This is a genomic window from Paenibacillus sp. 276b (assembly GCF_900107875.1).
In the GTDB taxonomy this organism is placed as follows: Bacteria; Bacillota; Bacilli; order Paenibacillales; family Paenibacillaceae; genus Paenibacillus; species Paenibacillus marchantiae.
Genome location: NZ_FNRR01000001.1, coordinates 57,733 through 82,229, shown reverse-complemented (window position 1 = coordinate 82,229; position 24,497 = coordinate 57,733). Strand labels below are relative to the sequence as shown.

Here is a 24,497-nt window from a genome sequence, read left to right as displayed (position 1 = left end):
AAGGAGGAACATTATTATGGCACAAGAACGTACAGGCGCAGCCACCTTTAAAGGCAACCCTATTACATTGATCGGACCCGAATTGAAAGTGGGCGATCAAGCACCCGATTTTACACTGAGTAAAAACCTGGTTGAAGATGCATCCTTGAAAGACTTCGCAGGTAAAATCAAATTAATCAGCGTTGTTCCTTCACTGGATACTGGCGTATGCGATGCCCAAACCCGTCGCTTCAACGTTGAAGCAGGAGATCTTGGAGACAATGTTGTCGTATTGACAGTAAGCGTTGACCTCCCATTTGCACAAGCACGCTGGTGTGGAGCAGCCGGAGTTGATCGCGTCGTAACACTGTCTGATTACAAAACACGTTCATTCGGTGAAGACTATGGTGTTCTGATCAAAGAATTCCAATTGGACATGCGCTCCATCTTCGTGCTGGATGCTGAAGACCGAATTACATATGTGGAATATCTGCCTGAAATGACAGACTCCCCTAACTTCGAGCAAGCGATTTCCGCTGTAAAAGCCTTGCTGTAAAAGGTAGTTCACGTTCAGAACAAAAGCGAGGAAGGTTAACCTTCTCTCGCTTTTTGTTATTCACCCATCTATTTCAATCATTTGACTTATACTTACTTAGCTTCTTATCCAATACGGAGAACAAGTTCATGATCGTGCGATAATTAGAACCCAGATCTCCAAGTGAACCACGTGAAGCCGAATACATATCGACCGCACTGCGTACAGGACTTACCGATATAATGGAAACCGTAATATCCATCGTCCGTCCAAAGGTAGTCCGCTTCTCCAGTATGACCTCTCCTACAGAAGGCACTTCATGCAGCACTTTATAACCCGGAATTTTTTTGAGTGTCGAAGAAACCTCTTCCCAGGCTCTGTCTTTGGATAAGTTATAATACCGTGTTTTTAATTTGGGATCCTTGGCTCGATCGCTGGTTCCCTCCATGCTGCGGATGATACCGACGAGCGTTCTCTTTAAGGTCAAGACCCTTCCTCCTTTGAATGTAACCGTTCCATTTATGTATACTAGTGTAACATTGTTCATGTAGTAACAAAAGGGCAAGCGACACTTTTAACAAAATACAGCCTATTCAACAAAATAAGCTCAAATAAAAAGCACCCTGAAATTCCTCGATTAGAGGAAAGAGTCAGGGTGCTGTACATGATAAAATAGGAACCCGCCTATGCCGTCCGGCTACATTGTCTTATGAACCTGCTTGGCAGGTGGGTGGCCGCAAAAATGTTTTTTGAAGTCCCCATGTCATATAGACAGGGCGTTTCAGCAACATTCTGTATTGATCTCCCGAAGACATCATCATTGGTTCAAAACAACGAATAACCGAAACGTACATCGCAGGATGTACAATTATTATATCCCTAACTGTGTAAAAAGTAAATGGTGACAGCTCATGTTTTATTTTTGGAGATTATCGTGTTTTTCGTCAGATGATTTAAGCTCAGATGGTTCAGCCGTCTCTATCGTCTCAACTGACTCCCCTGCCTGTTCAGCGGCTTGTGCAGCTTCCTCTTCTTCTTTCTTCAGCTGCATCTTCTCCATCTGCTCCTGCATCTTATTAAACGTTGCGTAGAAGTTGAAGAAAGCAAACCAGGCAACAATACTAATAATGAAGAAGATGAACAAGACCGGATAACGAAAACCGATATAGAACAACAATCCACTTCCCAACAACGTGGAAAATACACGGAATGGTCTAATCAGCGTCAATAGAACCGCATTTTTGATAATCAATCCGATGGACATGTGGTAATGTACAACCATCGAGAAGAAGTTAAAGAGAGAAACAAACAGCAGCAGCAACAGTACGAGCATAATAATTCCAACCAGCTGCATATTCTTGAATTGTGTCATGTATACTGTGTAATCCAGATACATGATGGCAAACAGCAACGTATAGAAGATGCCTCCGATTAAACTCTGCTTGTAGTTCTCTTTGTAACCTACAAAGAAAGTACGGAAGATCGGCACGTCCGTATCACCCATATTCCATTTACGAACAACCGTAAACAGCGCCGACGTTGCCGGGAATAGTGTAAGCGGTGCCACAATGGCTATAGCCCAGTTCATTTGTAGTGATTCGTTAGCCAGGTTCTGCTGCATCACGAGCAGTTTCATAAACAAGAAAAACAAGAACGGAGACGAACAAATAGCCCACAACAGATTGGTTGCGGCCAGTCTCGTAATCCACTCTGTAAGTCGGTAGATCCCACCCATAGCTCCTTTAAATTCCAAACAATTCTCCTCCTCCGCAGCCTTGCGTCTAGCCTTAATTCTAATAATATTAATATACCTTATTATAGATAGGAAAAGCCAGCCCTTCCCGAAAAGAGATCGACGGCTCACTGGTTTGGCATAATCTGCACATAAAAAAATGGAGCAGTCGCCCTGCCCCATTTTCCAGTTCACACTTGTATATTATTCGAAAGAAGAATCTTTGGCAGGACGACGTCCTTCGTTGTTGCTTGGACGCGGTTTGCGGTCACGGTTGTAACCACCTTCTCTGCTTCCACTTCCACTTCCTGTTCCACTGCTGTTACGATCGCGGTTGTATCCACCACGTCCGCCGCCACTGCTGTTGCGATCACGGTTGTAACTACCGCCACCACCACTGCTGCGGTTGCCGCTGTAACCAGATGGTTTGCGTCCGCCAGAGCGAACATCCGGTTTACGACGTTTTGCACGGATCGGATCTTCAGGAGTCAGATCAACTTGAGCATCTTTTTTGTCACCTGTCAGGAGCTTCAGAGCAGCTGACAACAGTTGAACAGAATCATATTGCTCAAGCATTTGAATCGCGATACCTTTGTATTCGTTCAGTTCGCCAGATTGTACGATTTCGAGCAAACGCTCAGCTGTCAAACGTTGTTTTCCTTCTACAGCCTCAGCCATTGTTGGCAGTGGTTTGCGCGGAATACGGTGACGTGTTACACGCTCGATAAAGTGCAGGTGGTCGATCTCACGCGGAGTAACGAAAGACCATGCAGCACCCTCTTTACCCGCACGACCTGTACGGCCGATACGGTGAACATAGCTCTCCGGATCTTGCGGAAGGTCAAAGTTCACAACGTGAGTTACGCCGGATACATCGAGACCACGTGCAGCCACGTCTGTTGCAACGAGAACGTCAATGCTGCCGTCACGGAACTTACGCATTACCGCATCACGTTGATTCTGGGACAAGTCACCATGAAGACCGTCTGCAGAATATCCACGTTTTTGCAAAGCTTCAGCCAATTCGTCAACACGACGTTTTGTACGTCCGAATACGATCGCCAGCTCAGGAGATTCCATATCCAACAAACGGCTAAGTGCTTCGAATTTTTGACGCTCAGGTACTTCGATATAAGATTGGTCAATCAATGGTGCACTAACATGTTTCGGGATCACAGAAATGTGCTCAGGATTGTTCAAGAATTGTTGTGCCAATTTTTGAATGTTAGGAGGCATTGTTGCTGAGAACAGCATTGTTTGGCGCTCGTCTGGAACTTGTTTCAGGATGGATTGAATATCCTCCATGAAACCCATGTCGAGCATTTCATCTGCTTCATCCAATACAACAGTTTGTACATCATCAAGTTTGATTGTTTTGCGGTTGATGTGGTCAAGGAGACGTCCAGGTGTACCAATAATAATCTGTGGTTTTCTTTTCAATGCACGAATCTGACGAACGATATCTTGTCCGCCGTAGATTGGCAGGGAGCGCAGACCTTTGAAGCGAGTGAGTTTTTCGATTTCTTCAGCAACTTGGATTGCAAGTTCACGTGTAGGTGCCATAATGAGGGCGCGGATTTTCTCGTCACTTTTAGTGATTTTGCTGATCAACGGAATACCGAATGCAGCTGTTTTACCCGTACCTGTTTGTGCTTGACCAATCAAATCTCTGCCTTCGAGTGCCAAAGGAATCGCTTTGGATTGGATCGGTGTTGCTTCTTCAAACCCGAGCTCAGTGATGGCTTGCAGCACCAGTGGTTCAAGATTGAAATCTGTGAAATTTAAATTTGTCAAAATTATTCATGCTCCTTTTATATGGTGGACATGGTGGACAATCCACTTTGTTGTCTGTATTCTTAAGTAGCGTTAATATTTATAGGGTATCCCATCAAGCCAAATTATTTTCACGAACGAATATAATTCCATGAATGGGTCCCAAACATAAGACTAAAACTACATACATGTGTTTGAAACATTTCAAAATTTTATTGCTCCATTTAGGAAAAGTTTCCTACTCAAGAATATCCACAAATTATTATATCACAAAACAATTCAAGATTACCAGCAATCTGGCTTTAAATATAAATGAGGTGATTAAATTGCCCAAAATGATTTGGCACTTTTTAGTGATCGTATTGGGTGCTGCAGCTATTGCCTGCGGCTTCAACTGGTTTTTGGTTCCCCATCAGCTTCTTAGCGGCGGGGTATCCGGTATTTCCATGCTTCTCGGCTATTTTACGAATTTGAATCTTAGTATAATGTATTTTGTTCTGAACATCCCTCTGCTCATTGCAGGTTGGTTTATTCTTGGACGACGCTTCATTACATTAAGTATTGTTTCGGTAGCAGCCACTTCATGGTTCATCGCGCTTCTGCCTGTTTTTGCTGTGGCAACAGACCCCCTTCTGAGCTGTGTATTTGGCGGCGTGTTAGTGGGACTGGGTACCGGAGTTTCTTTCCGAGTCGGCGGCTCGACGGGCGGGCTGGACATTGTTGGTTCCATTTTCACCCGTAATCGTGATTTCCCGATTGGTACGGTAATGGCTGGCATGAACGGAGCCATTATTATGCTGGCAGGATATCTGAATGATGACTGGAATATCGCGCTTGCCTCCATGGTATCGATCTATATCACCGGTAAAGTGCTGGATCTGATTCATATCAGCCATGTCAAAGTCACATTGTACATTATTACCAATGAAACCGAAGCGATGTTGAAAAAATTGCTTGTTCGCCCTCGTGGGGTCACCAAAATCAAAACCCAGGGAGCATATACAGACATCGAAAAGGACATGTTAATGACAGTGACTACTCGCTACGAACTCGTTGAAATCAAACGAATTATCAAGGAAACGGATCCGAACGCCTTTGTTAATATTGTGGAAACGGTTGGAGTTATGGGCTCTTTCCGCCGAAGTTGAGACAGATGTACGGTTAACAATTCTAAACATTGTGGTATAATAACGGTGTACGGCTCCTAAATATGTTGTATAGCAGAATGTGCCCTTCAATTTCACAGAACCATGTGCTTTTCCGAATCGCGCCGAATGACTTACCATTTTGGAATTCGAGTAGGGAAGGGTGATTATTGTGGATATGGAAACGGTAAAACTGTTTGAAATCGTCAACAAATGGTGCCCGGAAATGCTCCCTTTCTTAAAACCGAATGAGCTCGACTCACTGATTGTTCTCCGGGATGGGCTGGGCATCCTGGAACAGGGAGACGCAATGGAAATCATTCAGTACAGTATTTGTGAGCATCAAAATGAGATCTACATTCAATAATTTTTTTAGATTGATCACGCCGCTTCTTGTGGGGGTTACCCCTCAACAGGAAGCGGTTTTCATTTTCCCCATGTGTTTCATCACTTGAATAATATGGTTAAAAGCCCAGAGGCTTTATTGTATAATTCAAACATGGAATGCACATAGGGGAGTGGAAATGAATGAACATGTTTTGGGCTTTACTGGCTATGGCCTGGGGAACCTTCAGTGGTACACCAGCTACAGCTGATCAAGGGAATCAACCCTTTCAATCATTAACAAACAGTTTCAACACCGCCATCATTCAATCTCAAAAAGATCAAGTCGTTATTGATGCGGATAACCCACCTGCCAAAATTGACCCACAACCCGATGCACCCGTTGTCAAAGGCATCTATGTGACGGCTTACAGCGCCGGTGGTGCACGGATGACATCATTACTCGATCTAATGGATAACACAGAGCTCAATTCCATGGTCATTGATATCAAGGACGATCTCGGATACATAACTTACCCTACGGAGAACAAGACGTTACAGGAAATGGGCAAATCTCAGCCTTTTATCCGTGATATTGATGCCTTGATGAAACGTCTGCAAAAACATGATGTTTACCCGATCGCACGAGTGGTAGTATTTAAGGATACGATTCTCGCCAAGAAAAATCCGGAGCTCTCTTTCCGCAATAAGGACGGTTCTGTATGGGCCAATGGTAAAGGCGACAGCTTCGTGAATCCCTACAGCAAGGAAGTATGGGATTACAATATAGAGATTGCCAAGGAAGCTGCTAAATTGGGATTTAAGGAAATCCAGTTCGACTATGTTCGTTTTCCGGAAGGTTTTGAAACGCGTGCAGACGCATTGAAATACACCAAGTCTGAAAAGTCCCGGGTCGACATTGTAGCCGAATTCGTGCAGTATGCACGCAAGGAGCTCGCACCGCTGGGTGTTCGAGTCTCGGTTGATATATTCGGTTACGCCGCCTCTGTTCCAGCAGCCGAGGGTATTGGACAGGATTTTGTGAAGATATCTGAAAACGTGGATGTCATCTCGCCGATGGTTTACCCAAGTCACTACTCCACCGGCTGGTACGGTGTGAAGGACCCTGACAAAGATCCCTATACAACCATCAAAGGCTCCATGAAAGATACACATAAGAAACTGGATCCAACCAAGGAACTGAAACCCGTTATCCGCCCATGGATTCAGGACTTTACAGCGAGCTGGTTAGGCAGTGGACATTACATCAAATACGGCAAAAAACAGGTAGAGGACCAAATTCGCGCGATGAAAGACATGGATGTGGATGAGTACCTGCTCTGGAATGCCTCCAATCGATATACACCAGATGTAAACTATAAATAATGCACTCTTTTTTTGTTCACTTTACTCCAATAACCTCGTTCCATATTCTCTGGAACGAGGTTTTTTACTATGCTCTCAACCTTACCTTCCACACAACCACGTTCCCCTCCCTATTCAAATCGGGCAAAATCTACTACAATAAATAGCTGTCCGTACATGACAGTTTAGTGATAACTCTTAAGAAGTGAGGCACTGCCAGTGAACATGACCACCACCAGCTTTTCTCAAAAAGTAAAGCAATTCCTGATTATATTTCTACCCATCTTCACCACACAAATCGCCCTCTCTGCCATGTCGTTTTTCGATACCAATATGTCAGGCAAGTTCTCCCCTGCTGATCTCGCGGGTGTCGCCATTGGCACAAGTCTGTGGTTGCCGGTGCAGACAGGACTAAGTGGTATTCTGATTGGCATTACACCTGTCGTCTCCCACCTGCTCGGTTCGAAGCGTAATGACAAGATTGGTCATAGCGTCATTCAAGCCTTATATCTCGGTGTGGCGGTCGGAATCGCCGTTCTTGCAGCAGGCACATTGCTGCTCAGTCCGATTCTAAACGGAATGCCTTTGGAGCCCCGAGTTGCCCAAGTCGCCTTCTATTTCCTGTGTGCTTTGGCTTTTGGGGTTATCCCCCTTTTCGGCTACACTGTGCTGCGGAGTTTTATGGATGCACTGGGACAGACACGGATCACCATGATGATTACGCTGGTTTCGCTGCCAGTAAACATCTTCCTGAACTATTTACTTATCTTCGGACGTTGGGGCTTCCCACAACTGGGAGGTGTTGGAGCAGGTGTGGCTACAGCAAGTACATATTGGCTCATTTTTCTCCTCAGCCTCTTTTTCGTACACCGGATTGAGCCCTTTGCCCAATATGGTATCTTTCGGAAAATGCCCAAAATTTCATTGACCAAATGGAAAGAGCTGCTCAAGATCGGCGTTCCCATCGGTTTCGCTACTTTTTTTGAAACTTCCATCTTTGCAGCAGTCACATTATTAATGAGCCGGTTCGACACTATTACGATTGCTGCCCACCAGGCAGCCCTGAATTTCGCTTCTACGCTGTATATGCTGCCTGTGAGTATATGTATGGCCCTTACAATTCTTGTGGGCTATGAGGCGGGTGCAGGGCGTGTGAGAGACGCAAAGCAATATAGTCTCCTGGGTATCGGAGGTGCCATTGGGCTCTCTCTGTTAACAGCTGTGGTATTACTGGTATTCGGGGAACAAATTGCAGGCGTGTACTCGAATGATCACGAGGTTATTGCTTTGACACAGCATTTCCTGATTTACGCCGTCTTCTTTCAAATCTCTGATGCCATTGCCACCCCAACGCAGGGAGCACTTCGGGGCTACAAGGATGTGAACCCTGCATTGATCATAACGTTTGTCGCGTACTGGATCATCGGTCTACCTGTCGGCTACATCACGGCTACGTATACTTCACTCGGTGCCTTTGGATACTGGGTTGGACTCATTGCCGGCCTCGCCGTTGGAGCAACGGCGCTTCTCTGGAGGTTGTTCCTTGTGCAGAAGCAAGCCTCGGTTCGTATGGCTGAAAATAAATAATGGAAGTATAACAAAAAAGAGCACAGCCCGCTGTAAATCGGGACTGTGCTCTTTTTGTTTTGAACTTTTGATGATAACTGGATTATTGGGACAAACGCTGTGCAAGCTCGTAAGTCACCATATCGAAGTCTTTTTTCGTATTAACAACTTTATCAATATCGGTCAGGGTCAGTTCTCCCTTGATAATACCGCAACCTTTGTCTGTCTCACCTGCAATCAGACTGCGAACAGCGAAATCTCCCAGACGACTGGCAAGGTTACGGTCAAACGGAGTTGGCGTACCTCCACGCTGAATGTGACCCAAAACAGTTACACGTGGCTCATATGTTGGGCAGCGTTCCATCAGTTCTTTTGCTACATCCTCACCTTTGCCCACGCCTTCAGCAACGATGATGATACTGTGGCGTTTGCCATGTGCAAAGTTGGCTTTCATGCGATCTGCCACCTCGTCCATGTCAAACGGGACTTCCGGTACAAGAATGGTTTCTGCACCCGATGCGAGTCCTGCATGTAAAGCGATATCGCCACAGTGACGACCCATTACTTCAACGATGGAAGAACGTTCGTGTGAAGACATGGTATCGCGCAATTTGTTAACTGCATCTACTACTACGCTTACTGCTGTATCGAATCCGATCGTGTAATCGGTGAAAGAAACGTCATTATCAATCGTTCCCGGAAGACCCATCGTGTTGATGCCCAGCTTGCTCAGTTTGTTGGCGCCGTTGTATGAACCGTCCCCACCAATAACAACCAGCCCGTCAATGCCGCGTGCACGCAGAATGTCTGCACCTTTTTGCTGACCTTCAGCGGTATAGAATTCCTTGCAGCGTGCCGATTGCAGAACCGTTCCCCCACGCTGGATGATATCCCCTACACTCCGCAAGTCCATTGGGAAAATATCGTTATTCAAAAGACCCTGGTATCCACGTTGAACCCCGTACACTTCGAGACCGTGAAACAGTCCGCTGCGAACAACCGCACGAACAGCCGCGTTCATCCCTTGTGAATCACCACCGCTCGTTAAAACTGCGATTTTCTTTACTGCTGTCATGATGTTTCTTCCTCCTCTAGTTTCACTTCAGGCTCCCACCACAATACGCCTGACTTACATATGCTTACGAATCCAGCGGCTAAAGATAAAGAAAAATACTCTTGTCATCGGACTATTCTTCATCAAACGCTTGGAAACGACGCGAACTTCCTGTTGTTCGCTGACTTTGGGATCAGACAGGTAAATGGCAAGCAGTCCTTCGATAATCATCCGGTGAAACGCACTTCCCGGAATCTTCTGCACATCACTGCGGGCCATCTCCACAATAAAAGCAATTCGGTCCAGCATTGTCTCCACATTCTCATAATAATTGCAGAAGTTGAGATCTCCTCCGATGCGATCTTCATCCTGATCGATTAAATAATCGAGCATAATGTGCAATGCGCATACATGAGGAAAATAGGCAGTGTGGATCGAAGCCGCCTGCTCTTCTGTCAGATGATCATCACTCGCAGCCAGAAACAGCATGAATACGCCCAGCGTAGAGCCGGTAGCGGCGGCAAATTCGTTCCAACGGAACTGAGGTGTGCGGTGACGATGTTCCGACCACCATTCCAGCAATGCCGTTTCTCTCAGTTCCGGCTTGATGTGCTTATATACCTGCAGGTCCGTGTATAGGCCTGCCAGATCCTGAATTTGAGGCTTGGCGGATGCATAGCCTGGCAGCTGACGGGTCAGCTCCTGACATGAGGTCACCAGATTCCTTAGGTATCCACCATCATCCTGCTCCTCACGGAGCGCGTAATAATTGACAGGGGTTGCTTCGGGATCTACCGCATCAAGCATTGATTGATGGAGAAGCCGAAAGTCATTCGGGTCCATCGATGTACTGCGATCACACAGATTGTCCAAATAATCACTAATAGTCTGATATGAAACGATCAGTGGAATCAGAATGTGCCTGTTCGGCAAATCAGGTAAAGCATAAACGGTCCCGCCTTCACAGTGGAACTGCTTGTCCCTGAGACTGGCCAGTGCCTGATTGCGCAATTCCTCATTCGGAATTTTCTCAGCCTGGGCACGCCATCCATCCAATTCCTTCCGCGTTTCCGGAATGGTGTATTTGTACACCCCTCTCATCAATGCCAACGGTCCACGCGGATATTGATGACGATTTCGATTTGATTGGCTCAAAATAAATGTGCCTCCACTTGGTTGAATACGTATTAGAGCGATTTTTAACCAATCCTATTATAATATGATCCCCTTAATTGTACAAATGATCTCCCGCATATTCCGCACAAAAAATCGCATCCGCTTCCAAGGCTTTGTGATATACTAGGCATATTTCATCCATCAAAGGAGTCGTTGACATGACGTCAAGTGAACCACTTTCGTGGAGACGGTTATTTGCATTTTTTGTGCCGCTGGGCATATCCGCCTCTCTCGTTACCATCTCGCACGTAATCATTAACAGCACACTCGCACGTTCTGCTCATCCCGAGACGGTCATTGCCAGCTACGCTATCGCCGGTAGCCTGCTAACTCTCACCGAGCGCCCTTCAACCCTGCTGCGTCAAACCTGTTCGGCGCTGGTTCGGGATCGCCTTTCCTTTCAGGCCCTCACGTTTGTGACCAAAATATTTCTCGCTTGTGTACTTCTCATCGGATTTCTCATCGTATATTCTCCCATTGGAACAGGTGTATTCAAATATCTGTTTGGCGTAAGCCCGGATCTGTTATCCAAAGTGATCGACGTCTACGAGATTCTCATGTATGTCAGCATCTTTTCGGTCATCCGCAATATCTATCAGGGCATCATTATTACGAATAACCGTACAAAATGGCTGACGATCGGCATGTTATTCCGTCTTGCCGGCATGTATGGCCTGTCCTTGTATTTCATATATACAGACAGCATTGACAGTGGACGTGTAGGCGCTATCATTTTTGCCGCGGGTATGATGATTGAGGCTTTGGTCAGTTTTCTTGAAGGTAACAGCATCAAACGCAAGATGCCAGCCAAGTTGGAGGATCATCCCGTTGAAAACAAGGCAGACGTCTTTCGCTTTTACAAGCCGCTATTATTATCCAGTTTCGTGGCCCTGTTTATCGGACCCGTTATTAATATCGTTCTTGGCAAAACGACCGGGATTGCTCTGGCCATCTCTTCCTTTGCCGTTGCGAGTAGCCTGATGCAGCTGATGCTAAGCTTTTTTACATACATTCACCAAATCGTGCTGAATTTCTATCTTGTTGATGCCAAACTGGTGAAGAAGTTCGCTCTGGTCACCGGATTTGTTCCTTTTGCCATGACCGTATCGATTGCTTACACCCCGATTGGACCGTGGGTATTGGAAAATGTAATGAGCGTTCAGGGCAATCTGCTACAGCAAAGTTTGTGGACGCTGCGTGCGTTTGTACTGTTTCCGCTGATTTCACCTTTTCTCGACTTCAGCAATGGTTTGATTCTGCTACGCGGACAGACCAAAACGATGTTCCGCTCCCAGACGGCCAATGCCATATGTACGGTGATCGTCCTGCTCATTCTGGTCAGTATATTCCCTGCGTGGAACGGCATGATCGGTGCAGTGGCTCAATCCATCGGACTGCTTGCCGAGCTTGTCATTGTCTGGCTTGTCATCCGGCGTACACAGAAGGAACCTACCATGTCTGTACCCTCATCCGGAAAATCATCTTCCCTCAAGGGATAATAAATTTGAACTGTAATCAAGAATGGAGCTTTCATCATGAAATCAAGTCATACCGCCCGGCCAGATCAAAACTGGCTGCGGGCACTTATGTTCACCATCTTCGGTTCCACCGTTTTGGTGGTATCGTATTTCCAGCTTTACTTCAGTCATCTAGGATTCAGTCGGGCCGAAATCGGTTACCTCTACGGAATCGGTCCTCTCGTCTCCGTATTCTCCAACATGTTCTGGAGTATGGCCAGTGACCGCTACAAAACTGTACGCAAAGTGATGATCATCTTGCTTGCCGGGCAACTGATCACAGGTGCCATGCTTGCCAATGCCACAACCTTTGGTCAGGTGTTTGTACTGGTGGCCCTGTTTTACTTTTTCTACTACCCGGTTTATCCACTTTCCGATACGATGGCGATTACAACCGCGAGCAAATATGGACGTAATTTCACTTCCATTCGTGTATTTGGCTCGATCGGATATGCGTTCTTTGCGTTAAGCATTGGATATTTTCTCGGATCTTTCGGACCGGGATGGACGATGTGGGTATGTATCGCCCTGGCCGCGACTACTCTTCTGATCGGTTTTCGATTAAAAGAGCAGCCTTCGGGCAGCAGCACTAAAATGGATCTTTCGGGTCTGTGGTCCATCTTGAAACGAAGGGATGTCCTCACCTTTTTCGGTTGCGTTTTCCTGCTCGCTCTGGGTCACCGGATGAATGAAGCCTTTCTTACCATTACGCTGAAAGATCTAGGTGCCAGTGAAGGGCTGATCGGCTGGTCCCTGTTGATCTCTTCGGTCAGTGAGATTCCAGTGTTTTTGCTGCTAAGCAGATACGGCAATCGCTACAAAGAACTTCCTTTGCTCACGATCGCTGCACTGATGTATACGATTCGCTTATTTCTGATGTCCATCTCAGATACACCCGCGGCAGTCGTTGCTATTCAGACGATGCATAGCGTGACCTTTGGCATCTTCTACGTGACTGCAGTCCGTTATATTACCCGCCTTGTTCCGGATGGCTATCGCGCCACTGGTATGGCCTTGTTCACCATTGTGTGGTCCAGCGCTTCCGGTCTGCTCAGCGGAACACTGGGAGGATTGCTGCTGGAGCATACCAACAGAAACACCTTCTATCTCACTGCGATGGCGTTTTCCCTGGCCGCACTTGTTGGATTTTCCATGAAGCTTTGGTCAAGCATGACTAGCCGCACATAAGCATCCAACAAGGATTTCCCTTATGGATCTCAACATATCAAAACATATCAAAAAAAGCACAGCCTCCCATGGGGGGGACTGCGCTTGGGTTCATATATTCAGCTAGAAGCCAATCATTTATAAGAAATCCGTTTAACCGGAAATATTCTTACAATTTGTTTACGTTAGCTGCTTGAGGACCACGGTTTCCATCAGTAATTTCGAATTCTACCGCTTGACCTTCTTCCAATGTTTTAAAGCCGTCGCCTTGGATTGCGGAGAAATGTACGAATACGTCCTCGCCGCCTTCAACTGAAATAAAGCCATAGCCTTTTTCTGCGTTAAACCATTTAACTGTACCTTTCAAATGAACAACCTCCTAAAAATATCGCCATCTATGGCGAATACCCTTATTATACTGTATGACCTCCTACATTGCAATTTATCTTTTCCATAAAAGTCGAAAAAATTTGCTTTGAATCCAAGGGTACGGTATCATTTTACCAAAACCGTTAGTTTGGAGACTACCTATGATAAAAAAACATGAAATATACAAAACAGACAAGTGGAATATGATGACCGTAGAAGTTCAAGGCAAATATCTGGTGCTTCGTGAAATCTCGGAAGAATGGGGAGAAGAATGCCATACATTCCTCAGCCGTCCTGCGTTGATGCACTGGGCTGAACGTCGCTTCCCGAAAGAAGATTTTGAGAACCGCGAGGACGAATGGCGTCAACTGATGGCTGCCTTCAAAGGGGTCTAGCCCATGCAGCTTGACTCAAGCAATGTTGTCATCTTTATTATTCTTGCTTTTTCCCTAGGAATCGTGCTGATTCTGGGACGCAACTCCATCCCGGATCGTTTAAGACGGGGCATGGCTCTGATTGCCACCCTGCTGATTTGTTTCGCATTTTTCCTGATCGTTTACTTTTTGGTCAATATGGGAGCCTAGCTTCTTTAAATATTTCAATGCCCCTCAGGTCATACTATACGGGATTATTCGTATAGTGAGGAGGAAGGCCGTTGAAATACCGCAAATCGCTGTTCATTCTGCTGGTACTTAGTCTGATTCCTTCGTCTCTCTCCGCACAAGCGAGTGGGACGAAGGCAGCTTCGTCTATATATTCTTTACTTCATCAAAGGAGGATTCCCATGAGTCAACTATTGAAACGTTCCGAGGTACCTACTGAACAAACATGGAAACTGGAAGATCTATTTGCCGATCAGAAAGCTTGGGATCAGGAATATGAAGAAGTATCGTCTTTGACCAAGAAAGCCTCCGAATTCAAGGGCAAACTGAACAAACCTGAGACACTCAAAAGCTGTTTTGAACTCGAAGATGAGATCAGTCTCAAAACCGAACGCCTCTTTGTGTATGCACGGATGCATCAAGATGAAGACACAGCTAACCCTACATATCAAAACCTGTCCCAAAAAGCACAAAAGTTAAGCGTGCAGGTTGGTGAAGCACTATCTTATGTTACACCCGAAATCTTGTCCCTTCCGGATGATCAGTTGGATGCCCTCATCTCCAACGAGAAACTCTCTGCCTATAAGTTCACATTGGAAGAGATGAAACGTGAAAAGGCTCATGTACTGAGCCAAGCCGAGGAAGCATTGCTCGCACAGGTGGGTAACCTGTCCCAGGCACCACAGACCATCTTTAGCATGTTGAACAACGCAGATCTCAAGTTCCCGAAAATCAAGGATGAGCATGGAAACGAAGTGGAACTGACTCATGGCAGCTATATTCAGTTCTTGGAAAATCCGAATCGGGAAGTTCGCGAACGTGCCTTCAAAGCGGTGTATGAAACCTATGGCAAGCAAAAGAACACCATTGCTGCAGCTCTGAACGCTAACGTAACTAAAAACATGTTTTATGCCGATGTTCGGAAATACCCTTCCGTCATGGAAATGTCCCTTTACGGCGACAACATTCCGAAGGATGTCTATACCAATCTTGTGGATACGATTCATGAGAGCCTTCCGCTGTTACACCGTTATATGGACCTGCGCAAAAAATTGCTCGGCGTAGATAAATTGCATATGTATGACCTTTTCGCCCCACTAGTGGATGAATACAAAATGGATATTACCTACGAAGAAGCAAAACAAACGGTTAAAGATGGACTGAAGCCGCTTGGCAAGGATTATGCAGACGCATTGCAGGCCGGCTATGATGATCGCTGGATTGATGTATACGAAAATGAGAATAAACGTTCAGGCGCATACAGTTGGGGAGCCTACGGCACCCACCCTTACGTCTTGTTGAATCACAAAGATAACCTGAATAGTATGTTTACACTGGCACATGAAATGGGCCACGCACTGCATTCCCACTATTCGGACACTACACTTCCGTATCGTGATGCACAGTACACCATTTTCCTGGCTGAGGTTGCATCCACAACGAATGAAGCCTTGTTGATGGATTATCTGCTCAATAAATCGACGGACCCCAAGGAAAAACTGTACTTGCTGACGTATTATGCAGATCAGTTCCGTACCACCGTATTCCGTCAAACCATGTTTGCAGAATTCGAAAAAATTATTCACGAGCGTGCTGAACAGGGTGAAGCTCTCACACCTCAACTGCTTTCGGAAATTTATTATGACCTTAACGTCAAATACCATGGAAACAGCATGGTGGTGGACAAAGAAATTGAAATGGAATGGGCGCGTATTCCCCACTTCTATAACAGCTTCTACGTGTACAAATATGCGACCGGCTTCTCAGCAGCGACCAGTTTCTCCAGGCAAATTCTGGAAGAGGGCCAACCTGCCGTGGACCGTTATCTTGGATTCCTCAAGAGCGGTGGCAGTGACTATTCCATCAACATCCTGAAAAAAGCAGGAGTGGATATGTCTACGCCAGAGCCGATTCGCGAAGCTATGAGTGTGTTCAAGGAACTGATTGAGCAAATGGAACAACTAACGAAATAAGGTTGCTTTCTCGTCCATGTGACCTGATCCCTTGCCCAAATGGGCAAGGGATTTTATAATCAAGCAAGATGCAAGCTCCATGAATTAGGGTAATTGCTTACATAGTTCTGAATTGTTCAACAAGGAGGCACCACCATGAAAATGCAATGGGCACTCATCGCAGGTCTCGTTTTTGCATTACTTACCGGAATTTTTGCGGTCATTAATGTGGATTCCGTTCAAGTCAACCTGCTATTTAACACGGTTCAAATCCCGCTGATTCTGCTCATTCTTGGCTGCACCCTAATCGGTGGAATCATTGTAGGGTCTTATGGCATCTTCCGCCAATATCGACTGCAACGCGAGAACAAGCAATTGAAGCTGCGTGTATCCGAATTGGAAAGCTCCGCAGCAAGCAGCTCTTCCTCTTCACTGGATTCGTTTAAATCGATGGATACATTCGGAACGACCGATTCGGACAACGCTTCTGTGGAGTCCGATTCCATTCAGAGTCAACGAAAAGGAAATCCTTCGGGTACGCTGTAACACATCAGAGGCAGCCTGCTGGCTATCGAGAATGGAATTGTACATTCTGCCAGACAGGCTGTATTCTCTTTTTAGAACAACTTTCTGCATATTTATTAACGAGGAGGAAATTTCTATATGAGTTTTACCATTGACGAATCCTATGTCCTATCTTTTCTGAAAAAGTTACTCGATACTCCCAGCCCTAGTGGCTATACCCACGATATTATTGAGATGATCCGCAAGGAAGCTGAATCACTTAATATCGCTTTTGAATTGAACAACAAAGGCGGAGCTGTGCTCACATTGCCTGGGCAGGATTCTTCCAGAACGATCGGACTGAGCGCACATGTGGATACATTGGGAGCCATGGTGCGTTCCATCACTTCCTACGGCACACTAAAGCTCACTTCTGTCGGTGGGTTTACCATGAACAGTATCGAGAATGAGTATTGCACCATCCACACACGTGATGGAAAGACCTATACAGGCACCATCCTCTCCCTGCACCCATCTGTACACGTCTATCCAGATGCACGCACGTTTGAGCGAAGCGAGAGCCATATGGAAGTGCGTATTGATGAAGTGGTCTCTTCCAAGGAAGATGTTCTAGCATTGGGTATCTCTGTAGGGGACTTTATTTCCTTCGATGCCCGTGCGGTCATTACCCCCAGCGGATATATCAAATCGCGTCACCTTGATGATAAAGCCAGCGTAGCTGCCTTGTTCGGTATACTGGAATCTGCACATCGAGAAAACTGGAAACCAATACATAACGTTTCGCTACTTATCTCGAACTACGAAGAAGTTGGACACGGAGCTTCTTATATTCCTGCCGAAATCAGCGAATTGATTGCTGTAGACATGGGCGCAATGGGTGACGACCTTAGCTGCAAAGAGACGGATGTATCCATCTGTGCCAAGGATTCGTCCGGACCATATGACTACGATATGACCACTCGACTGATCGAACTTGCCAAACAAGCAAACCTTGATTATGTTGTTGATATTTATCCACAATACGGCTCCGATGGCAGCGCAGCATTACGTGGAGGAAATAACATTCGCGCTGCGTTGATTGGTCCGGGCGTTCATGCTTCTCACTCCATGGAACGTACGCATAAAGACGCTGTCCTGAATACAGCGAGACTGCTCGCTGCATATATTACAACCAAGTAAATTGTGAACACACACATGGACAAGTAGAATGGCAATACAGCATTTGAATAAATGATCAGAGTTGTGATCTCGATCTTATTGGGCATGCCGACATGGATCATCTATAATTCACCTATATCATATAAAAAAGGACACTTCAGCTTCTCCGTTTAGAGGCAAGCTGGAAGTGTCCTTCTTCTTTGAGATGGCTTAATTCGCTCGTTCAATATGTTCGCAATACCTACGTTCCAGAAGTTCCAACATCACCTTGTGCTCCCGAATCTGATTCTTCAGTACACGCATCGTGCTTCGCACTGCACTCAGTCCATCCTTCACCTGTGTTTCTGCTTTGCGAATTTTGTCTTGAACCATCCAGTCTACAAAGAGATTATCGAAGAAATAGTCTGCGAATGAAAGCAGGCCTCCAAGGTGTAATTCCGTGTTTACAGCCATCTTCACATCCTCTAGCTCCTTCTGAAATCGGCGAAGACGTCTTCCGGCATCCATAATGGCAACCTGAGCATCATCCATTCTGCTGCGCTTAATATGAGTCGAGATCATACCCCCACCCATCATGTCGTAAACTCCCCAATTTCCCGCAGAGGACAAAGCCTTTTCAGCGCGTTCAAGTGCATCGAGCAGATACTGCCCCTCTCGATCCGCCTCATTCAGCTCCTGAAGCTCTCCTGAGAGATGTTCCCGATCCTCAGCCATTTGCTGCAATTCTGCATCTTTCTCCAGCAGATCGTTTTCCTTTTTGCCCCATAACACCTTGTAATCACTTTGCCAGAATTGATATTGCCGCTGTCCGTCCAGCTCCTGTTGCACACGCGAACGCTGCTCCTGGATATCCATTAACATCTGGCTTGCTGTATCGTACTCTGCCTTACTTTCCATCAACTCCAGTTCTTCTTTCTCCAGTCGATCCTCTTTTTTGCCGATTAAATGATAAAAGAATGCTGATAAAGTCATGCTGTTGAGTCGATCAACATCGTTTTGTTCCTTCTGTAGGTGCTCCAGACGCTGCTGTACTTTCGTTTTCCATTCCGCTTCCTCCTGATTCAGCTTCTCCAGCCGATCATTCCATTTCTCGTACATTCTTCCCTTTTCCTTGATCACTGCCAATTGTTCATTCAGTTCTCTGTACATGGATGTGGAGTTCTCCCCCTTCTATGGAATTCTTTATTTAATAAACGGTTTGAATATGGTTAACGTTTCATATAAATTCATTTACATCAATTCAAAAAAAATCGCCCTCCCCCAAAAGACAACTGCAAGTCGCTTTTGAAGAGAGGACGATTCAATAAAATATACTTTAAGACTTGCTGTTTTCAATCTGTTCCGCAAGCTCATTCAGAACGGTCCAGCGTTCCATCAGTTCATCCAAATGACGCTCCGCCTCCGCCTGCTCTGCCATTAACTCCTGCAGACGAGCTGAATCGCTGAACGATTCTTCCATCTCTTTATTAATTCGGGCGAGATTGGCTTCAGCCTTCTCGATATTCTCATCAATCTGGTCATATTCACGCTGTTCCTTGAAGCTGAACTTCAGCTTAGGTTTCGCCGCCGAGGCAGCAGGTTTACTTTCCACCGTAGCCGGTTTCACTTTAGCTGCTGTTCCCGTCGCACTTTCCTGAGAAGATCCAGGGGCATTTTTCAGCATCCATTCTGCATATTCACTATAGTCCCCGACATGTACACGCACAGCACCGCCACCTTCAAAAGACAGTACTTTATCCACCGTCCGATCCAGGAAGTACCGGTCATGGGATACGACAAATACAACACCCGGGAAATCATCCAGGTAATCTTCGAGTACAGCGAGTGTCTGAATGTCCAGGTCGTTTGTCGGCTCATCCAGTAGCAGAACATTCGGTGCAGCCATCAGTACACGCAGCAGGTATAGACGACGCTTTTCTCCGCCAGACAGACGGGAGATTGGTGTCCACTGTGACGCAGGGGTGAAGAGGAAACGTTCCAGCATCTGAGCTGCAGTAATGAGAGATCCATCGGCCGTTTTCACATTCTCAGCCACTTCCTTGATGTACTCAATAACCCGCAGAGATTCATTCATCTCCTGATGCTCCTGAGTGAAGTAGCCCAGATTAACCGTCGCGCCCACAATAACCTCCCCGGCATCAGGTTCAAGCTTGCCGGAGATCATTTGCAGTAAGGTTGATTTACCACTGCCATTCGGACCGACAATACCTACCCGGTCACCAGGTACCGCAATGTAACTGAGATCTTCAATCAATTTGCGGCCATCTGCCGATTTGCACAGATGCTCGATCTCCAGTATTTTTTTACCCAAACGAGTGGAACCCACCGATACCTCCAAAAAGCCTGACCGATTTGGTCCTTGTTGATCCTTTAACTCTTCGAAACGATCAATTCTCGCTTTTTGTTTCGTGGTCCGTGCTTTTGCACCGCGACGAATCCAGGCGAGCTCCGTACGCAGCAGATTTTGCCGCTTTTGTTCAGATGCGGATTCACGCTCTTCACGCTCAGCCTTCAGTTCCAGGAAGCGAGTATAGTTGGCCTCATATCGGAATAAACGTCCATGATCCAGCTCCAGCATCACATTTGCTACACGATCCAGGAAATACCGATCATGCGTGATCATGAGCAGGGCGCCGCGTCGTTTTTGCAAATACTGTTCCAGCCAAACTACGGAATCATTATCAATATGGTTCGTAGGCTCATCCAGAATGAGCAGTTCGCAGGGATGAATCAGTGCAGAGGCAAGCGCTACCCGTTTGCGCTGTCCACCAGACAACGTACCCATCAGCGCATCGAATTGACGAATACCCAGTTTGGACAGAATGCTCTTCGCTTCACTTTCCATCTGCCAGACCTGAAGCTGCTCCATCTCCTGGTTCAAGCGCAGCAAACGCTCTTGCAGCGCCGGATCGGAAGGATTAAGTTCCAGTAGCTCCATTGTTTCTGTATACTCACGTACCGTTTTCATCTCCGGGCTGTCGCCCTCGAATACTTGTTGCAAGACCGTATTATCCGGGTTAAACTGCGGATTCTGTGCCAGGAACTGTATACGCACGTCATTACCAATCGAGATCTGTCCCTCATCCGCTGGCTCCATACCTGCAATGACACGCAAGAATGTGGACTTCCCGGTTCCATTGACACCAACGACACCAATCTTGTCCTGATCGCCCATACCGAATGAGGCGTCTTTAAACAATATTTTCTCGCCATAGCTTTTCGCAACTTGCTCTACCGTCATTATGTTCATTGGTCGTAACCTACTTCTCTGTAAAATAAATTCAATATGAAGCTGCACTTAAGATGCAATGCATCTACGCTCACTCACGCTATACTTGCAAAAAGGAACGACATCCGTCCAGAAACAGAGCTGCTGCAAAGGCAATTCGTTTGTTCAGATGTTCCTCGTTAAACTCTGGATTCAGCATAATATCCATCTTTAGCCGATCGAGAATCCCGATATAAGCTTCTGCAAGCAGCACAGGCTCAGGTACGCCAGCATTCTCTAACACCTCACGCACCATGCTCATATATTCATTCATAAATGCCTTCATGAATTTCATCAGATCCGGATCATTATTGGGTGCCATGAAAAACATCTTGGTATGATTGCGACGCTCATAATAATACGTCAGGTGAGTCTTGGCTATCGCACCGAGCTTATCCCCCGTACTCTGATGTGAGTTTAACGCATAAACCAGGCGACTGATAAAATTGTCGCAGTCACGCTTGGATACAGCAACAAATAATTGTTCCTTATTTTTAAAATATAAATAAATGGTGCCTTTCGCGATGCCCGCTTCGTCCGCAATATCGGACATTTTCGTCTCATAGAATCCTTTTGAACCAAAAATACCGTAAGCTGCATCCAGAATAGCCTCCGATTTGTCTCCTTGCACAGTGCTCAAATGCACTCCCTCCCTACGACGCCAAAATGATACCCAAACCGATCGCCAAACATCCGCCGATCAACGAACTGAGCACGTTTACCAGATCATTACTCATCCAAGACCAACCACGCGATCGAACGGTTTTGTGTCCACAATGCTCACTTACCTCGACCTCACGGCCGCACACAGTACAACGATACATATACTGAACCGTTGCGCCCAGATAAGAATCGGCAAAAGCTCCTGCCAATCCGCCGACAAGGCCGACACACGTCCAGCTGAGCAGACTCAAGCTTCCAATCCCGGCAATCCAGGAAAATAAAAACGCACCCACGCCGATTAAAGCTCCACCTATGGCAGCAGCCAGTGTCCCAAGTAATGAAACACCTCCAGAGGTACCTGGAGTCAGCACCTTCCACGTCACGACAGAGCGTGGCGGCTTACGGCTGAGACTTCCCCACTCGGTTGCCCATGTATCTGAAGTAACGGTAGCCATGACACCGATAAAAGCATACATCCAAGCTGGGTGTGGGAGGACCCAGTTCCCCAGAACAAGAAACATGCCGATTCCACCGTTAGCCATAACCTGTCCAGCATCACGATTACCCGTCTTGGCATACGATTTCTCAAGCTCCTGCTTGCGATCCTTGCGAAATTTGGAGAACAGCGTTGAGGTAATGAAAAACAACAGCAGTGTTCCAAACCAGAACAGGTTGCCCGCTCCGTAATATATCGTACCCATGATCACAGCCGCCAGGCAGCCGGACAGGGTTAGCGACTTCTTCGCGTAGGCAGCACCCGCCACAATAAAAGCGCATACGGCGCCAATAATCCAGTCCATAAGTTCTCCTGCATGTGGCAGCATCCATGGCCCACATGACGTTTTATATTTTTGAAATTCAATTATACCACGGTTTGATCCCAATGCCGAAACTCCCTAGCCCCGCATACAAAAAACCTGATTCAGCAGCTTTGAAAGCTACCAAATCAGGTCTATGATATTGCGATAAAACTGAGATGAGTGGTCCTTCTTCCGTTTGACCAAGTATTCGAGGATTACATCACCTCAAGTTCCAGTTCAGACCCGCTTCGTTCCACCAATTACACCATAACGGTAGAGCACGCTGCGACCAAACCAATTGAACAACCGATCGGTGAGGAAGCCCATAAAGCCCAGAGAAATCAGGCCGACAAAGATCCAATCTGTGCGAAAGAATAATCGGGAATTCCAGATCAGATAACCCACGCCTTCATTCGCAGCAATCATCTCTGCGCCGATAATAGCCATATAGGAAGTGCCCATTGCCAGTCGTACCCCCGTGAAGATATAAGGAGTCGTCGCCGGAACAACGACATGCAGCAAAATCTGCCATTCGTTGGCTCCCATACTGCGGGCTGACCGGACCTTGTCTTCTTCAATGGAGAGTACACCTGTCAGCGTGTTTAACACAACGATGAAGAACGTTGCATACATGATGAGTGCAATCTTCGATTGCTCCCCGATTCCGAACCAGACCAGGAATAGAGTAATGAATGCAATCGGCGGAATAAAGCGGATAAAATTAAGGAAAGGTTCGGCAAACAGCCGGATCATATGAACCTTGCCGATAATCAGCCCTACCGGGATCGCTATCACACTGCCAAATACCCAACCCGCAAGCACACGTGTAAAGCTAATTCCGATATACTGCATCAGTGTACCGTCAGCAATCAGTTCGCGAGCACCAAGAATCGTATCCCAAGGACCGGGAATCACGTCGGGTCCATAGAGCATGGCTCCAAGCTGCCAAATCAGAATAACCGTCACCCACAATAGAGGGATAGACACCCACTTCTTCTCCAACCATCTCATCTTGCTATCACCTCAATTATTCTTCAAAATGGCTTTGAATCTGATCATATAGCGTGTTGAACTCAGATGAGGCAATGTTCCTTGGATAAGACAGAGTATTGTCGTAAATATCCGTTATCTTGGAAGAAGGCCCTACTGACATAATTCCTATCCGCTGACCCAGCAAGAGCGCCTCCTGAATATCATGAGTGACAAAAATGACGGTTTTGTGGGTTTCCTGCCAAATATTGACCAGCTCTTTCTGCATCGTACGCCGAGTCATTGCATCCAACGCTCCAAAGGGTTCATCCATCAACAGGATGGCCGAATCGTTGGCTAGCACCCGGGCCAATTGCACCCGCTGCTTCATGCCACCTGACAGCTCCTTCGGAAATTTGGCTTCATGACTACCCAGTCCAACAAGCTCGATGTATCGGTCTGATATCGTACGCCGCTGAGATTTTGGCACCTTGGACATCCGAAGTCCAAACTCCACATTCTCCCTTACGGTAAGCCACGGGAAAAGAGAAGAATCCGCCTGCTGGAATACCATGGCCCGATCTTTGCCTGGCCTATCAATCTCCTTATTATCCACCTTGAGCTGACCGCCCGACTTAGAGATAAAGCCTGCAATCATATTTAGAAGCGTGGACTTGCCACATCCGCTGGGACCGAGCAGGACAAAGAATTCCCCTCCCTTGATGACCAGATCGACATCCTTGATAATATAGTGTACATCCCCATGGGTGGGGGCATTGTATGTTTTACGAAGCTGCTCAATACGAATCGTATGCTGATCTGCAGGTAAGGACATGAGAACACCTCCAATGCAATTTG

24 protein-coding genes and 1 other RNA gene are annotated in these 24,497 nt (G+C 46.4%); 12 read left to right on the top strand and 13 right to left on the bottom strand.

Annotation, left to right across the window (positions count from 1 at the left end; translation table 11 throughout):
- Positions 1-16 precede the first annotated feature (16 nt).
- Positions 17-535 (top strand): thiol peroxidase, encoded by a 519-nt coding sequence (tpx, locus tag BLV50_RS00415; protein ID WP_063564797.1) that lies wholly within the window; start codon positions 17-19, stop codon positions 533-535.
- 73 nt (positions 536-608) lie between these two features.
- Here tpx and BLV50_RS00410 read toward each other — a convergent pair whose 3' ends face one another.
- The 4 genes from BLV50_RS00410 to BLV50_RS00395 form a co-directional block, all read right to left on the bottom strand.
- A complete protein-coding gene (locus tag BLV50_RS00410; protein ID WP_024629239.1) occupies positions 609-1,001 on the bottom strand; it encodes a DUF1499 domain-containing protein in 393 nt (130 codons plus the stop codon).
- Between the two features lie 186 nt (positions 1,002-1,187).
- A non-coding RNA gene (gene ssrS / locus BLV50_RS00405) (6S RNA) lies at positions 1,188-1,379 on the bottom strand.
- A gap of 51 nt (positions 1,380-1,430) precedes the next feature.
- Entirely contained in the window at positions 1,431-2,267 is an 837-nt protein-coding gene (locus tag BLV50_RS00400) for a YesL family protein (RefSeq protein ID WP_063564798.1), read from the bottom strand.
- 183 nt (positions 2,268-2,450) lie between these two features.
- Positions 2,451-4,040, bottom strand: a complete 1,590-nt coding sequence (locus BLV50_RS00395; protein WP_090805140.1) for a degradosome RNA helicase CshA — start codon at positions 4,038-4,040, stop codon at positions 2,451-2,453.
- 314 nt (positions 4,041-4,354) lie between these two features.
- Between BLV50_RS00395 and BLV50_RS00390 the strand changes: the two genes are divergently transcribed.
- The 4 genes from BLV50_RS00390 to BLV50_RS00375 all read left to right on the top strand — a co-directional run bounded on the left by BLV50_RS00390 (position 4,355) and on the right by BLV50_RS00375 (position 8,440).
- Positions 4,355-5,167, top strand: a complete 813-nt coding sequence (locus tag BLV50_RS00390; protein ID WP_371121400.1) for a YitT family protein — start codon at positions 4,355-4,357, stop codon at positions 5,165-5,167.
- A gap of 175 nt (positions 5,168-5,342) precedes the next feature.
- On the top strand, positions 5,343-5,531 hold the full coding sequence (locus BLV50_RS00385; protein WP_170867818.1) for a hypothetical protein: 189 nt from the start codon (positions 5,343-5,345) through the stop codon (positions 5,529-5,531).
- 161 nt (positions 5,532-5,692) lie between these two features.
- Complete coding sequence (locus BLV50_RS00380; RefSeq protein ID WP_090805137.1) at positions 5,693-6,874, top strand: putative glycoside hydrolase; 1,182 nt, start codon at positions 5,693-5,695, stop codon at positions 6,872-6,874.
- A gap of 204 nt (positions 6,875-7,078) precedes the next feature.
- Positions 7,079-8,440 (top strand): MATE family efflux transporter, encoded by a 1,362-nt coding sequence (locus tag BLV50_RS00375; protein ID WP_090807411.1) that lies wholly within the window; start codon positions 7,079-7,081, stop codon positions 8,438-8,440.
- An 82-nt stretch (positions 8,441-8,522) separates the two neighbouring features.
- Here the strand turns inward: BLV50_RS00375 and pfkA are convergent, their stop codons facing one another.
- Positions 8,523-9,494 carry a 6-phosphofructokinase gene (pfkA, locus tag BLV50_RS00370; RefSeq protein ID WP_053783630.1) on the bottom strand — a complete coding sequence of 324 codons (972 nt, stop codon included), beginning with the start codon at positions 9,492-9,494 and terminating at the stop codon, positions 8,523-8,525.
- A 54-nt stretch (positions 9,495-9,548) separates the two neighbouring features.
- A complete protein-coding gene (locus BLV50_RS00365) occupies positions 9,549-10,628 on the bottom strand; it encodes a tetraprenyl-beta-curcumene synthase family protein (protein WP_177031090.1) in 1,080 nt (359 codons plus the stop codon).
- Positions 10,629-10,807: 179 nt separating this feature from the next.
- Between BLV50_RS00365 and BLV50_RS00360 the strand changes: the two genes are divergently transcribed.
- On the top strand, positions 10,808-12,148 hold the full coding sequence (locus BLV50_RS00360; RefSeq protein WP_090805133.1) for a multi antimicrobial extrusion protein MatE: 1,341 nt from the start codon (positions 10,808-10,810) through the stop codon (positions 12,146-12,148).
- 36 nt (positions 12,149-12,184) lie between these two features.
- On the top strand, positions 12,185-13,354 hold the full coding sequence (locus tag BLV50_RS00355; RefSeq protein WP_090805129.1) for an MFS transporter: 1,170 nt from the start codon (positions 12,185-12,187) through the stop codon (positions 13,352-13,354).
- A 148-nt stretch (positions 13,355-13,502) separates the two neighbouring features.
- Here the strand turns inward: BLV50_RS00355 and BLV50_RS00350 are convergent, their stop codons facing one another.
- A complete protein-coding gene (locus tag BLV50_RS00350) occupies positions 13,503-13,700 on the bottom strand; it encodes a cold shock domain-containing protein (protein WP_017689394.1) in 198 nt (65 codons plus the stop codon).
- A gap of 163 nt (positions 13,701-13,863) precedes the next feature.
- On the opposite strand from BLV50_RS00350, the gene BLV50_RS00345 reads away from it, so the two are divergent.
- The 5 genes from BLV50_RS00345 (at position 13,864) to BLV50_RS00325 (ending at position 17,960) form a co-directional block, all read left to right on the top strand.
- Positions 13,864-14,097, top strand: a complete 234-nt coding sequence (locus tag BLV50_RS00345) for a hypothetical protein (protein WP_024629225.1) — start codon at positions 13,864-13,866, stop codon at positions 14,095-14,097.
- Between the two features lie 3 nt (positions 14,098-14,100).
- The gene (locus tag BLV50_RS00340) at positions 14,101-14,286 is read left to right on the top strand and encodes a hypothetical protein (protein ID WP_024629224.1); all 186 of its coding nucleotides are present in this window, start codon (positions 14,101-14,103) and stop codon (positions 14,284-14,286) included.
- A gap of 200 nt (positions 14,287-14,486) precedes the next feature.
- Complete coding sequence (pepF, locus tag BLV50_RS00335; RefSeq protein ID WP_090805125.1) at positions 14,487-16,277, top strand: oligoendopeptidase F; 1,791 nt, start codon at positions 14,487-14,489, stop codon at positions 16,275-16,277.
- A 135-nt stretch (positions 16,278-16,412) separates the two neighbouring features.
- The gene (locus tag BLV50_RS00330) at positions 16,413-16,802 is read left to right on the top strand and encodes a LapA family protein (protein WP_063564876.1); all 390 of its coding nucleotides are present in this window, start codon (positions 16,413-16,415) and stop codon (positions 16,800-16,802) included.
- A 117-nt stretch (positions 16,803-16,919) separates the two neighbouring features.
- Positions 16,920-17,960: a M42 family metallopeptidase gene (locus BLV50_RS00325; protein ID WP_090805122.1), complete on the top strand. Its 1,041-nt coding sequence runs from the start codon at positions 16,920-16,922 to the stop codon at positions 17,958-17,960.
- A 189-nt stretch (positions 17,961-18,149) separates the two neighbouring features.
- Here the strand turns inward: BLV50_RS00325 and BLV50_RS00320 are convergent, their stop codons facing one another.
- The 6 genes from BLV50_RS00320 to BLV50_RS00295 all read right to left on the bottom strand — a co-directional run bounded on the left by BLV50_RS00320 (position 18,150) and on the right by BLV50_RS00295 (position 24,474).
- On the bottom strand, positions 18,150-19,088 hold the full coding sequence (locus tag BLV50_RS00320) for a hypothetical protein (RefSeq protein WP_090805117.1): 939 nt from the start codon (positions 19,086-19,088) through the stop codon (positions 18,150-18,152).
- Between the two features lie 166 nt (positions 19,089-19,254).
- A complete protein-coding gene (locus BLV50_RS00315; protein ID WP_090805112.1) occupies positions 19,255-21,189 on the bottom strand; it encodes an ABC-F family ATP-binding cassette domain-containing protein in 1,935 nt (644 codons plus the stop codon).
- 79 nt (positions 21,190-21,268) lie between these two features.
- On the bottom strand, positions 21,269-21,847 hold the full coding sequence (locus tag BLV50_RS00310) for a TetR/AcrR family transcriptional regulator (protein WP_063564880.1): 579 nt from the start codon (positions 21,845-21,847) through the stop codon (positions 21,269-21,271).
- 13 nt (positions 21,848-21,860) lie between these two features.
- Positions 21,861-22,670: a DUF92 domain-containing protein gene (locus tag BLV50_RS00305; RefSeq protein WP_079694945.1), complete on the bottom strand. Its 810-nt coding sequence runs from the start codon at positions 22,668-22,670 to the stop codon at positions 21,861-21,863.
- A gap of 237 nt (positions 22,671-22,907) precedes the next feature.
- On the bottom strand, positions 22,908-23,681 hold the full coding sequence (locus BLV50_RS00300) for an ABC transporter permease (RefSeq protein WP_090805108.1): 774 nt from the start codon (positions 23,679-23,681) through the stop codon (positions 22,908-22,910).
- Positions 23,682-23,697: 16 nt separating this feature from the next.
- Positions 23,698-24,474 (bottom strand): ABC transporter ATP-binding protein, encoded by a 777-nt coding sequence (locus BLV50_RS00295; protein ID WP_064639210.1) that lies wholly within the window; start codon positions 24,472-24,474, stop codon positions 23,698-23,700.
- Positions 24,475-24,497: the final 23 nt, after the last annotated feature.